The organism is Paraburkholderia sp. BL6669N2, assembly GCF_003387275.1.
GTDB lineage: Bacteria > Pseudomonadota > Gammaproteobacteria > Burkholderiales > Burkholderiaceae > Paraburkholderia.
On sequence record NZ_QUNA01000001.1, the window covers coordinates 950,585 to 963,195 of the forward strand.

General features: G+C 63.2%; 13 protein-coding genes. 7 read left to right on the forward strand and 6 right to left on the reverse strand.

Annotated features, from left to right (window positions below; genetic code table 11):
• Window positions 1-41 precede the first annotated feature (41 nt).
• From hpnI to B0G80_RS04290, 3 genes are all read right to left on the reverse strand, one after another.
• The gene (gene hpnI / locus B0G80_RS04280; protein ID WP_116117115.1) at window positions 42-1,202 is read right to left on the reverse strand and encodes a bacteriohopanetetrol glucosamine biosynthesis glycosyltransferase HpnI; all 1,161 of its coding nucleotides are present in this window, start codon (window positions 1,200-1,202) and stop codon (window positions 42-44) included.
• Window positions 1,199-2,620: a hopanoid biosynthesis associated radical SAM protein HpnJ gene (hpnJ, locus tag B0G80_RS04285; RefSeq protein WP_116117116.1), complete on the reverse strand. Its 1,422-nt coding sequence runs from the start codon at window positions 2,618-2,620 to the stop codon at window positions 1,199-1,201. The genes hpnI and hpnJ overlap by 4 nt, the downstream gene beginning before the upstream one ends.
• 330 nt (window positions 2,621-2,950) lie before the next feature.
• Window positions 2,951-3,154, reverse strand: a complete 204-nt coding sequence (locus B0G80_RS04290; RefSeq protein ID WP_007181784.1) for a cold-shock protein — start codon at window positions 3,152-3,154, stop codon at window positions 2,951-2,953.
• Window positions 3,155-3,471: 317 nt separating this feature from the next.
• Here B0G80_RS04290 and B0G80_RS04295 point away from each other — a divergent pair, with 317 nt between their 5' ends.
• Both B0G80_RS04295 and B0G80_RS04300 read left to right on the forward strand, forming a co-directional pair.
• Window positions 3,472-4,917: an NAD-dependent succinate-semialdehyde dehydrogenase gene (locus tag B0G80_RS04295; RefSeq protein WP_116117117.1), complete on the forward strand. Its 1,446-nt coding sequence runs from the start codon at window positions 3,472-3,474 to the stop codon at window positions 4,915-4,917.
• Between the two features lie 87 nt (window positions 4,918-5,004).
• Entirely contained in the window at window positions 5,005-5,604 is a 600-nt protein-coding gene (locus B0G80_RS04300; protein WP_116117118.1) for a GNAT family N-acetyltransferase, read from the forward strand.
• Between the two features lie 67 nt (window positions 5,605-5,671).
• Here B0G80_RS04300 and kdgT read toward each other — a convergent pair whose 3' ends face one another.
• A complete protein-coding gene (gene kdgT, locus B0G80_RS04305; protein WP_116117119.1) occupies window positions 5,672-6,697 on the reverse strand; it encodes a 2-keto-3-deoxygluconate transporter in 1,026 nt (341 codons plus the stop codon).
• A 269-nt stretch (window positions 6,698-6,966) separates the two neighbouring features.
• Here kdgT and kduI point away from each other — a divergent pair, with 269 nt between their 5' ends.
• The 3 genes from kduI (at window position 6,967) to kdgR (ending at window position 9,601) form a co-directional block, all read left to right on the forward strand.
• Complete coding sequence (gene kduI / locus B0G80_RS04310) at window positions 6,967-7,803, forward strand: 5-dehydro-4-deoxy-D-glucuronate isomerase (protein ID WP_116117120.1); 837 nt, start codon at window positions 6,967-6,969, stop codon at window positions 7,801-7,803.
• 40 nt (window positions 7,804-7,843) lie between these two features.
• Entirely contained in the window at window positions 7,844-8,614 is a 771-nt protein-coding gene (gene kduD, locus B0G80_RS04315) for a 2-dehydro-3-deoxy-D-gluconate 5-dehydrogenase KduD (RefSeq protein WP_116117121.1), read from the forward strand.
• Between the two features lie 114 nt (window positions 8,615-8,728).
• Window positions 8,729-9,601 carry a DNA-binding transcriptional regulator KdgR gene (gene kdgR, locus B0G80_RS04320; protein WP_106284325.1) on the forward strand — a complete coding sequence of 291 codons (873 nt, stop codon included), beginning with the start codon at window positions 8,729-8,731 and terminating at the stop codon, window positions 9,599-9,601.
• A 19-nt stretch (window positions 9,602-9,620) separates the two neighbouring features.
• On the opposite strand, the gene B0G80_RS04325 is transcribed toward kdgR, so the two are convergent.
• Complete coding sequence (locus B0G80_RS04325) at window positions 9,621-10,553, reverse strand: TauD/TfdA family dioxygenase (RefSeq protein WP_116117122.1); 933 nt, start codon at window positions 10,551-10,553, stop codon at window positions 9,621-9,623.
• An 813-nt stretch (window positions 10,554-11,366) separates the two neighbouring features.
• On the opposite strand from B0G80_RS04325, the gene B0G80_RS04335 reads away from it, so the two are divergent.
• A complete protein-coding gene (locus tag B0G80_RS04335) occupies window positions 11,367-11,771 on the forward strand; it encodes a hypothetical protein (protein ID WP_116117124.1) in 405 nt (134 codons plus the stop codon).
• Window positions 11,772-11,849: 78 nt separating this feature from the next.
• Window positions 11,850-12,098 carry a hypothetical protein gene (locus B0G80_RS04340; RefSeq protein WP_106284393.1) on the forward strand — a complete coding sequence of 83 codons (249 nt, stop codon included), beginning with the start codon at window positions 11,850-11,852 and terminating at the stop codon, window positions 12,096-12,098.
• A gap of 57 nt (window positions 12,099-12,155) precedes the next feature.
• Here the strand turns inward: B0G80_RS04340 and B0G80_RS04345 are convergent, their stop codons facing one another.
• Window positions 12,156-12,398, reverse strand: coding sequence for a hypothetical protein (locus B0G80_RS04345; protein WP_116117125.1), 243 nt, complete (start codon window positions 12,396-12,398; stop codon window positions 12,156-12,158).
• Window positions 12,399-12,611: the final 213 nt, after the last annotated feature.

Below are 12,611 nucleotides of genomic sequence, written 5' to 3' on the forward strand. Positions count from 1 at the left end.
CTTTAAAAACCTTCTGCATCATTGCCGATCCGTACCGCCGTTCATTCGTCCTGGGCCGCCGACAACAGGCCGTCGCCGTCCACCTTGAAGCTGATGCCTCGCCAGATCACGCGCGAAGACCAGAAGCTCGCGACGAAAATCGCAAACGATACGATATCCCAGAACGGCAGCAGCCACAGGTCGCGATACGCCTGCTTCAACGCGCGATCCGACAGCAGTTTCAAGGCCAGCCGCGCGCCCATGGCGGCGAGCGCGAGCGACCACGCCCACCACGCGCCGGCCGAGCACAGCACCGCGAGCAACGCGAACGCGAACGGATGAACCAGAGCGGAGCCTAGATGGCCGAGCGGATCGATGCGGCGAATGGTGCGGCTCCAGCGCAGTTCATGCGCGATCAGTTGCGCCGCGCTCGATTCGACGCACGCATGCGAGATCGTGAACGGCGGAATCACCACCTTCTCGCCGAGCAGGCGCACCGCCTCGCCGATCGCATGATCCTCGGCCAGATGCCGCACGAACGGCGTAAAGCCGCCGATTTTTTCGAGCGTATCGCGGCGCATCACGATGGTCTGCCCGAAGCACGGGCGCGCAAGCCCGAGCGCGAGACCGGTCACGACACCCGGCAGGAACTGATAATTGGTTGCCTTGGCCGACAGGCGCGGCCAGAAGCCCGGATCGGGCTGTCCGCGATACGCGCAGGTGACGAGACCTACGCCCGGCATCTCCAGCTCGCCGATCACATTGCGCAGATAGTCCGGACCGACGCTGACGTCGCTGTCAGCGAACAGGAGTACGTCATGCCGCGCTTGCGGCAGCATGTTGAGGATATTGCTGATCTTGCGATTCGGGCCGTACAGGCGCGCGTCGGCCACGACGGTGATGTCCGCGTCGGGATAGAGGCGACGCAGGTCGTCGACGGTGTGCAGCGCGGGGTCGGCCGAGTCGTGAACGCCGAACAGGAATTGCACGGGTCCGGGATAATCCTGGCGGCAGAAGCTCGACAGATTGGCGAGCAACGCCCACTCGTTGCCGTGCAGCGGCTTGACGATCGTGACCGGCGGAAAGGCAGTCGGCTCGGATACCGCTCGCGCGAAGAACCGTCCGATCAACGCGCCGGCGAGCACGGTGTAGCCGACGCCGAAAACCGCGCACGCCGCGCACGCATAGGCCAGCGTGACGGCGAGCAGGTGCGCGGCGCTCACGCCTCGTGGGCGCGCAGGAAACGGAAGAATTCGACGCCCTCGCGCAAGCGCCGTTTCATCATGTCCCAGCTCGTCAGCATCTCACGCAGGATTTCCCAGATCTTCGACGGGCGGAAATAGAAACGCTTATAGAAGTTTTCGAGCTGATGGTAGATCTCCTCGCGCGACAGATGCGGATAGCCGATCGCCGCGAGTTGCACGCCCTCCTTGCTCACGAGATTGATCACCTTGTTCTCTTCGAGCCAGCCGTTTTCGACCGCCTGGTTGTAGAGCGTCGTGCCCGGATACGGCGCGGCGAGCGACACCTGGATCGTGTGCGGATTGATTTCCTTGGCGTACTTGATCGTCTTCTGGATGGTGTCCTGCGTTTCGCCCGGCAACCCGAGAATGAAGGTGCCGTGAATCTTGATGCCGAGCTTGCGGCAATCGTCGCTGAAGCGGCGCGCGATGTCGGTGCGCAAGCCCTTCTTGATGTTCAGCAGGATCTGGTCGTCGCCGGATTCGTAGCCGACCAGCAGCAGGCGCAGGCCATTTTCCTTCATGATCTTGAGCGTCGCGTACGGCACGTTCGCCTTGGCATTGCACGACCACGTCACGCCGAGCTTGCCGAGGCCGCGAGCGATTTCCTCGACGCGCGGCTTGAAGTCGGTGAAGGTGTCGTCGTCGAACATGATCTCCTTGACTTCAGGCATGTTGTCGCGAATCCACTTCACTTCTTCCAGCACGTTCTCGACCGAACGCGTGCGGTAGCGATGCCCGCCCACGGTTTGCGGCCACAGACAGAAGGTGCATTTCGAGCGGCAGCCGCGGCCCGTGTAGATTGATACGTACGGATGCTTCAGATAGCCGATGAAATAGTTTTCGATCTTCAGATCGCGCTTGTACACGGGCGCCACGAACGGCAGCTCGTCCATGTCTTCGAGAATCGGGCGCGCTTCGTTGTGCTCGATCGAGCCGTCACGGTTGCGGTAGCTCAGGCCTTTGATCTGCGCTAACGGTTTGCCCTCGGCGACTTCCTGGCAGGTGAAGTCGAATTCCTCGCGGCATACGAAATCGATCGCTTCGCTCGCGGTCAGCGAATTGTGCGGATCGACCGCCACCTTGGCGCCGACCATGCCGACCAGCAGCGACGGCTTGCGCTTTTTCAGGTCTTCGGCGAATAGCGCGTCGGTGGGAAAGGACGGCGTGCTGGTGTGGATCACCACCAGATCGTAATGCTGGGCGATGTCGAGCGTGGCCTCGACCGAGACGCCGTCGGCGGGCGCGTCGAGCACGCGGCTATCGGGCACGAGTGCCGCGGGCTGCGCGAGCCACGTCGGATACCAGAACGAGCGGACTTCACGCTTGGCTTGATAGCGCGAACCCGCGCCACCATCGAAGCCGTCATACGACGGCGCCTGCAAGAACAGGGTTTTCATGGATGCTCCAGCAAGCCTTGAGTTGGCGCTTTCAGTTCTCTGTCGACAGACTATCGGAACTATTGTCCCGCCGGGAAGCGGGAGTCGCGCAAATACTACGGAGCAAAGCTGAAGGAAACCTTAAGGAAAATATGGGCGCTGACGATGCCGGCCGCGCTGTTTCATGTGCTTCGAAACAGGCGTCGGATTAGATGTACTAGAGAGGATCGTGCGGGCGACTCCGCTCGCCGCGCTTCATGTCATGCGTGTGAACGAGACGCGTTTTTTTGTGTGGGTGACGCGCAATGATGGCCGGTGCGCACGCATTGCGCGTGCGCGCCGGCCATGACCTCAGACCGGCTTGATATCCGCCGCCTGCTTGCCTTTCGGCCCCTGCTTGATTTCAAAGCTGACCTTCTGGTTTTCCTGCAAGGACTTGAAACCTTCGGAACGAATCTCCGAGAAGTGCGCGAACAGATCTTCGCCGCCGTCGTCGGGGGTGATGAAGCCAAAACCTTTCGCGTCGTTAAACCATTTCACTGTACCGGTTGGCATGTCGATTCCTCTGTGCATCTGGGTTGATTGGGCTGCTTTCGCCGAGCTTCGCCCGCCGCCGCGGGTGCGCCGGATTCTGCCTCCGCCGCTCGACTCTACGCTTCTTTGCGCGGCGTTGCTTTGCCCGTTTTCTCGACGCCGCGACAACGCCGTCGCAAGACGCGTGCCGCGCACCATAGCCGGCGGCCCGCCGGTGCGATTCGATGCAATCAGATAAACTGTTTGGTTATCGGCAGTCCATCCAGGGCCCGCGCAGGTCCAGCTCGATATTCACGACCGCGCGGCCTTGTCGTTTTCCCCTACATAGGAACTTCAGCATGGCAACCTCGAACTACACCGATACCCGACTTCTGATCAACGGCGAGTGGTGCGATGCCGCCAGCGGCAAAACCCTCGACGTCATCAATCCTGCTACCGGCAAGGCCATCGGCAAAGTGGCGCATGCCGGCATCGCCGACCTGGACCGCGCGCTGGCCGCCGCGCAACGCGGCTTCGAAGCCTGGCGCAAGGTGCCGGCCAACGAGCGCGCCACGACCATGCGCAAAGCCGCCGCGCTGGTCCGCGAGCGCGCCTCGGACATCGGCCGCCTGATGACGCTGGAGCAAGGCAAGCCGTTTGCCGAAGCACGCGTCGAAGTGCTGGCGGCCGCGGACATCATCGAGTGGTTCGCCGATGAAGGCCGCCGTGTCTACGGCCGCATCGTGCCGTCGCGCAACCTCGCGGCGCAGCAACTGGTGCTGAAGGAACCGATCGGCCCGGTCGCCGCCTTCACGCCGTGGAACTTCCCGGTCAACCAGGTCGTGCGCAAGCTGAGCGCGGCGCTCGCATGCGGCTGCTCGTTCCTCGTCAAGGCGCCGGAAGAAACCCCGGCGTCGCCGGCGGCACTGCTGCAGGCTTTCGTCGAAGCCGGCGTGCCGGCGGGCACGGTCGGTCTGGTGTTCGGCGATCCCGCTGAAATTTCGGGCTACCTGATCCCGCATCCGGTGATCCGCAAGGTGACGTTCACTGGCTCGACGCCGGTCGGCAAGCAACTGGCGGCGCTGGCCGGCGCGCACATGAAGCGCGCGACGATGGAACTGGGCGGTCACGCGCCGGTGATCGTGGCCGAAGACGCCGACGTGGCGCTCGCCGTGAAGGCCGCGGGCGGCGCGAAGTTCCGCAATGCCGGCCAGGTCTGCATCTCGCCGACGCGCTTCCTGGTGCACAACAGCATTCGCGAAGAGTTCGCCGCGGCGCTGGTGAAGCATGCTGAAGGCCTCAAGCTGGGCGACGGCCTCGCCGAAGGCACCACACTCGGCCCGCTCGCCAACGCACGTCGTCTGACGGCGATGAGCAAGGTGCTCGACGATGCGCGCAAGACCGGCGCCAAGGTCGAGACGGGCGGCGAGCGCGTGGGCTCGGAAGGCAACTTCTTTGCGCCGACCGTGCTGACCAACGTGTCGCTCGAATCGGACGTGTTCAATAACGAGCCGTTCGGCCCGATCGCCGCGATCCGCGGCTTCGACAAGCTCGAGGAAGCAATCGCCGAAGCCAACCGTCTGCCGTACGGTCTGGCCGGCTACGCGTTCACGAAGTCGTTCACCAACGTGCATCTGCTGTCGCAGCAACTGGAAGTCGGCATGCTGTGGATCAACCAGCCGGCCACGCCGTCGCCGGAAATGCCGTTCGGCGGCGTGAAGGATTCGGGCTACGGTTCGGAAGGCGGTCCGGAAGCAATGGAAGGCTATCTGGTCACCAAGGCGGTATCGGTGATGTCGGTTTAAGGCGGAACCGGGCGGCGTTATCGCCGCCTGTTTTTAGACCACCGTACCGGGTCCGCGAGTCATTTCTCGCGGACTTTTTTTATTGTCATGAACGATACGACTTCAGGACTCATGCAACCCACGTTGACCGGCAAGACCGTGGAACTGCGGCCGCTTCAGCGGGAACACGCGCAAGGTTTGCTCGACGCCGCCGCGGACGGCCAACTGTGGAATATGAAGCTGACCGTCGTGCCCGGTCCCGGCACCATCGACAGCTATCTGGCCGCCGCGCTCGAAGGCCGCGCTGCCGGCACCGTGATGCCGTTCGTGATCGTGCGCCGCGACACTGGCGCGCTGGTCGGCAGCACGCGGTTCTGGAAGATCGACCGGGTGAACCGCAAGCTCGAAATCGGCCACACGTGGTTGAGTGCATCGGCGCAGCGCTCGGCGGTCAACACCGAGGCGAAGTATCTGCTGCTCACTCACGCGTTTGAAACGATGCAATGCGTGCGCGTGCAATTCACCACCGACGAACTCAACGAAAAATCGCGCGCGGCGATCCTGCGCATCGGCGCCAAACAGGAAGGCGTGGTCCGGCACGAACGCATCATGCCGGACGGGCGTAAGCGCAACTCGGTGCGCTTTAGCATCATCGACGAGGAATGGGATGAAGTGAAGGCGATGCTCGAAGCAAAGCTGGCGCGATAACAAAACCACCGGCGCGCGGCCCGCTTACGCTTTTCGATTAGAGCGAAAGCGAGCCGCTTTTGCTGCGCTACACATGGACGTCCCGTTCATTCAGGGGCGGCGCGTTGCCAGCCGCTGCCCTTGCGAACTCCTCGTGTAACGCGTCGCGCGCATGATGCCGGCGTACCCACATCGCCGTGAGGATCGGCACCAGAATCGCAGTCACCAGACAGGCCGTCGCGACCATCGCCGTCGCGGCCGGCACCAGCGGCTTGAAGCTCGGTATCATCTCGCCGATGATCGCCGGATTCGCCACCGCGGCCCCTGCCGTCGACGAAGCCGCCAGTCCCGCCGCGCCATTGCCGCCCGCGATCCAGCGGTCCGCGAGAATCAGCGGTATGCCCGTCACGACGATCACGCCGAGACCCAGCACGATGCCCGGCAAGCCGCTCTTCACGATCACGCTGAGGTCGATGCCGTTACCGAGCGCAAAGCCGAAGAACGGAATCAGCGGATGCACGCACCGGCCGAAGAACTCGCGCAGTTCGCCATCCAGGTTACCCAGCGTGAAGCCGACCAGAAACGGCAATACCGCGCCGACGAACAGGCGCGGCTCGAAGAACGCCACACCGGTCGCGCCGAGAATGATCATGCTGACGAGCGGGCCGGATTCGATCGACATCAGCACGAACGCGCCCGCCTCTTCCTTGGTGCCGTATTGCTGCATCACGGCCGCGTAGAGACCGCCGTTAGTCATGTCCATCGACGTCGTGATCGCCAGCACCGAGAAGCCGGCGAAGAGTCCGGCCTTGACGCCGTCGATTGGAATGAAGTGCGAGGCGATGATGGTCGCGATCCACGCCACGAGCATTTTCGTCACCAGCAGCGTGCCCGACTTGCGCAGCACGGTGCCGGTCGCCCGCAGATCGATGGTCGCGCCCATGCAGAAGAACCACACCGCCAGAATCGGCACGGTGCCGGAGATCAAGCCATTGGTGAACGAGCCGAAGTACTTGCCCGCGCCCGGCGCAAATGTGTGGACGCAGGCGCCGAGCAGCAACGGCACCAACATCAGGCCGCCAGGAATGCGGTCGATGGCCTTCTTGAGCTTCATGCCTCCTCCATGGACTTCGCGTCCAGTTATCGGGTAATTCACCCTGGGTAATGTCCCGCTCTCGCGCCGGGATGCTCCCTTTTGGCGCAATATAGCACCGTAAAAGGAACGCTGTTCCGTTTCTGTGATAAATCTCGCTCATCGTTTACCCGTGCGTTCTCCCGAAGCCTTGTCAGTCATGATGCGGCATCGCAATATTTTCGGACCGATGTTCCGAAACTGCATTTCTGCGCTACAGTCGAGCCCACAACCCCAGCGGAGACGGAACAATGGAAGTGAGACAGGCCATCAACAGCGAATACGCGAAGACGCTGGACACCGACGGGCTGCGCAAGGCGTTTCTGGTCGATCAGGTGTTCGAGCGCGATGCGCTGAAGCTGACCTATAGCCATATCGACCGGATCATCGTGGGCGGCGCGATGCCGGTGGCGCGCGCGGTCGAGGTGCCCGGCTCCGTCGGCCAGGCGATCGGCGTGAGCTATCTGCTGGAGCGACGCGAACTCGGCGCGATCAATATCGGCGGCGACGGCTGGGTCGACGTGGACGGCACGCGCCACGCGGTGTGCAATGAAGAGGCGATCTACATCGGCCAAGGCACGCAGTCCATCGCCTTCGGTAGCGACGACGCCGCGCGCCCCGCGAAGTTTTATCTGAACTGCGCGCCCGCTCACACGTCGTATCCGATCCGGACCATCTCGCTTGCGCAAGCCTCGCCGCAAACGCTCGGCGACCCCGCCACGAGCAACCACCGCACCATCTACAAGTTCATCGTTCCCGAAGTGCTGCCCACCTGCCAGCTTTCCATGGGCATGACGAAACTCGAACCGGGCAGCCTGTGGAACACCATGCCGTGCCATACACACGAACGCCGCATGGAGGTGTATTTCTACTTCAACGTCGCCGACGACGCCGCCGTTTTTCACATGATGGGCGAGCCGAACGAGACGCGGCATATTCTCGTGCACAACGAACAGGCGGTGATCTCGCCGAGCTGGTCGATTCACTCCGGCGTCGGCACGCGGGCGTACACGTTCATCTGGGGCATGGTCGGCGAAAACCAGGTGTTCAGCGATATGGATCACATCGCGGTGCGGGATTTGCGTTGATGGACCGCCCTTTTCACAACAGCAACCACGACCGCGCGACATGGGCTCGAACATCGTGAATCCCTTTGATCTCACCGGCCGCGTCGCCATCGTCACCGGCAGCCATACGGGGCTCGGCGCCGGCATGGCGGTCGCGCTTGCAGCGGCCGGTTGCGACATCGTCGGCGTGAGCCGCGCCGACGCCGGCGACACCGCCGCGCGTGTGCAAGCCTGCGGACGACGCTTTGCGGACGTGCGCGCCGATCTCGGCTCGATCGCGCCGGTCGAGGACATCGTGCGCGCCGCTGTGGAAGCGTTCGGCCGCATCGACGTGCTGGTGAACAACGCGGGCATCATCCGCCGCGAGGACGCGCTCGATTTCACCGAAGCCGACTGGGACGCCGTGGTGGACGTCAATCTGAAGAGCCTGTTCTTTCTCTCGCAAGCTGCCGCGCGGCAATTCGTGAAGCAGCAAAGCGGCGGCAAGATCATCAACGTCGCGTCGATGCTGTCGTTTCAGGGCGGCATCCGCGTTGCGTCATACACGGCGTCGAAAAGCGGCGTGCTCGGTCTCACGCGGCTGCTCGCGAACGAATGGGCGGCGCAAGGCATCAACGTCAATGCGATCGCGCCGGGCTACATGGCGACCGCGAACACGGCCGCGCTGCGCGACGACTCACAGCGCAACGACGAGATTCTGAGCCGCATCCCGGCCGCCCGCTGGGGCACGCCCGACGATCTCGCGGGGCCGGTGGTATTCCTCGCGTCGGCGGCTTCGAACTACGTGCATGGGCATACACTGGCAGTGGACGGCGGCTGGCTCGCTCGCTGACCCGGCCGCGGGCGCAGGACGCGGTATGCTCCCGAAGCCTCGCGGCCGCACGCGCCGGGAAATACCAGCGACTCGCGGGAACGGCACTGGAACGGATAGACAGGGAAGACGGAAATGGCATCAGCAGGCAAACAGCGCAAGGACGACGGCGCCCCACAAGCGCAGGACGCGGAGAACGCCGACTGCGGCGACAAGGGCGAATCGGCCTCGTCCATCGGCCGCGTCTTCGCGATTCTCGGCGCGATCGGCGACAGCGGACAGATCGGCATCAGCGAACTGTCGCAGCGGCTCGGCATGTCGAAGACCACCGTGCATCGCGTGATCCAGACGCTAAAAGCGCTCGGCTACGTCACGCAGGAAGTGGAAACGGAGCGCTACCGGCTGACCATCCGCCTGTTCGAACTCGGGGCGAAGGCGTTGGAAAGTGTCGATCTGGTGCGCGAGGCGGACGTGGAAATGCGCCGCATCGGTGAAGCGACGCGCGAGGCGGTGCACCTCGGCGCGTTCGACGAAGACGCCATCATCTACATTCACAAGATCGACGCCGACTACGGGCTGCGCATGCAGTCGCGCATCGGCCGGCGCAATCCGTTGCACAGCACGGCGATCGGCAAGGTGCTGCTCGCATGGATGGACCCGGCCGACGCGCGCGAAGTGCTCTCGCACGTCGAATTCCGCAAGTCGACGCAGAAGACGCTCTCCTCCGCCGAGGCCGTGCTGAACATTCTGCCGCACGTGCGCGAGCAAGGTTACGGCGAGGACAACGAGGAACAGGAAGAAGGTCTGCGGTGCCTCGCGGTGCCGGTGTTCGACCGCTTCGGCCGCGTGATCGCCGGCCTGTCGATTTCGTTTCCGACCATGCGCTGCGGCGCCGACACGAAGTCGCACTATGTCGCGCTGCTCAGGAAGGCGGGCCTCGCGATCTCGGCGCGGCTCGGCTATCGGCAAGCGACGGCGCCGCAACAGATCGCCGCCGAGCCGGGCTGAACGTTAGATCGACGGGCCGTCAGGCCGCCTTCGCCGGCGGGTTGGGCTGCACGCTGCGCGTGAAACTGCGGCGGCCGTCCACACTCACCGGCACGTCGCCCTTCAGCGTCACTCGGCGCACCACGCGGTGCGCGTCGCCGTAGTCGTTGACCGCGTAGTGCTGGGTCGCGCGGTTGTCCCAGATCGCGACGTCGCCGGCCTGCCAGCGCCAGCGCACGATGTTCTCGAGACGCGTCACGTAACCTTGCAGCAGTTCCAGCAGATGCGCCGACGCGCTCGGCGCGAGACCCACGAAACTCTTCACGAAGTGCCCTAGAATCAGCGTCTTTTCGCCGGATTCCGGATGCACGCGCACGACCGGATGCTCGGTCTCGTAACGCGTCGAGACGAACGCCTCGCGGTGACGCCTGATCGCCTCGGCGTCGCGGCCACGCTCGCCGACGCTGGTGTGATTCGCGTAGTCGTAATCGTTGCTGTGCACGGCCCAGAGCTGATCGGCGAGCGCTTTGAGCGGCGGCGGCAGATCGTCGTAAGCCGTGGCCGTGTTGGCCCACACCGTGTCGCCACCCACCTCCGGAATCGTCACGCCGCGCAGGATCGACGCCTGCGGATAAGCATCGACGAACGTCACGTCCGTGTGCCATGAATTGGCGCGGCCGCCGCGATGCGAGTCGAGTTCGAGCAGATAGTCCGTGCCGTCCACCACCGGCACCGTGGGATGCGAAACCGGCTCGCCGAGCAGCCTGGCGAAGGCTTCCTGATCGGCGTCCTGCAAATGCGTCTGGCCGCGGAAAAATATCACCTTGTGACGTACCAGCGCCGCGCGAATCGCTTCGACGGTGGCCGCCTCGAGTTGGCTCGACAGCCGCACGCCGCGAATTTCCGCGCCGATTCGGCCAGTGACGGGATGAATGTCCAGCGCGTTGGACGTCGCGAGACTCAGATTCGACATGCTATGCCACTCCTGGTGTGAGGACGGATTGAGGACGATTGAGGACGAGAAAGCTCAGCGCTGACCGCAAGAATGCGATCGAACTGAAGTGGCTAACGGTCAGCCGATCCGGCGATCTAACCAGTCCCGGCGACGCACGTAAAACACTTGTTTTTCATGTCCTTATCACACTCGACGGAATGAGGATCGCGCGTAGACGCGATGGCGCCGGTATCGTCACGATGCTGTCGCTCATGTTTGCTATCGAGGCTCGCGTATCGCGCCAACGCACAGGCGCGCACTGCCGGTCCGATAAATCCGCCGGGAACACGGGTCTGCAGAGTGAGTCTGCAACCGAATGTATCCGCACGGCATAGCCGCTACGACATGCGCCGCGGCATACCCAATGGCCGTCGATACACGCGCGGTTCGACACGCCGCAAACGCGAGACGCCCGGCCACGCCGACCTTTCCACAATGCGTTCAATGGCTTGCACGTCAAACTGCGCGCCGAGCCCCCTCTGCTCACTGCGTCTCGACGCACGCTATTCACGCGACGCACGGGTTGCCCGCATATATCGCAATCGACACGTCCTGTTACACACAAACACACCGGTAATGCCGCGGCTCAGTAGAGTTCGGGTCACAAGGAAACGGGAGCAATGTCATGAAAAGAATTTTCGCGCTGGTCATTCTGGCCGTCACACTCGGCAGTGCATTGGGCGGTTGCATCGTGGTTCCGGAAGGCGGCTACCACAACCACTATCACGATCGTTATTGAGCACGACACGCGCAAGACTTTCCACTCATCATCGTAGAGGCCGGAACTAAAATATGAAGCAATCACAAAACCGCTGGCTGTCCATGGCGATCGTCGCGGGTCTCGGAATCGGCGCTTCATCGGTCGCGCTGGCCCACGTCGATGTGGGCGTGAATATCGGCGTTCCCGGCGTCGTTTATGCGCCCGAACCCGTGTATGCCCCGCCACCGCCGGTCTACGCTCCGGCTCCGCCGGTGGTCGTGGTGAGTCCGGGCTGGTACGGCGAACGGTATTACGACGGTCACCGCTACTGGGAACGGCGCGAATGGGAAGAGCGTCATCACGGCGGACGCGATTGGTATGAAGCGCGCGGTCCGCACGGCGACTGGCGCGGTCACGACAACGGCTGGCATGGTCATGGCGACGACCACGATCACGGCCGCGGCGACGATCACGGCCATGGCCACGGCGATCATTGATGCAAAAGCCGCGGCCGCGTCGATGACGCGGCCGTGCCGCGCACGCATTCGCGCCACACGTTCTGCAGGAGCGACGACTTGCTACGCAGCGATCCACGACGAGTCACCGCGCGCATCGACGACACGCTGATCTGCGCCGAATACAGCGAACAGACCGGCCAATTGTGTTTGCGTCAGAACGGCACACTCTTGCGCGAATGGTTTCCACCTCACTCGTGGATCGCAATTGCGTCAGTGGCGGGCGCGCGGCATTGGGGCACGCGGCCTAGCGATGATGATTTGCTGGCGCTGCTGCACAACGAGATGACTCTGTTGCGCGCGCCATAAAAGAAGAGATTCAGTTTCGCGCGCGGTGATGGGCTCGCCGCGCGCTTCGTGAAATGCTTAACGCGCGTTGTGAATCGGCGGCGAGTAGGAGCTAACCGTCGTATCGCTGCCTTGACCTGCCTGCCACGTGCCTGCGCTGGCTGAACCATATCCGCTGTTGCCGGCCTGAGCCGGGTCTTGATGACCCGAGGCTTGCGTCTGCGCGCCTTGCGATACAGGTTCATTGGACGACTGAGCGAACGAAGCTACCGGCGCGGCAAGAACAACGGCGATCGCAACGGCTTGAATGAGCGACTTCATGAAACCACCTCCAGAGATTGTCTTTCTACGCGCTGCGGCAAGGGCTGTCGTTGCAGCGGTAGATCGAGTGTAGGCGGCCAGCGCGGCGGGATAAATCCGCCAATCCTGAATTCACTGTTGCTGCTGCCACTACAATGAAAAACGGCTGTTCAGCGAGTGGTTTTCAAATTCATTTGCTCGGAATTCGCCGTTTGTCGTGCAGCAGCGGAGAGA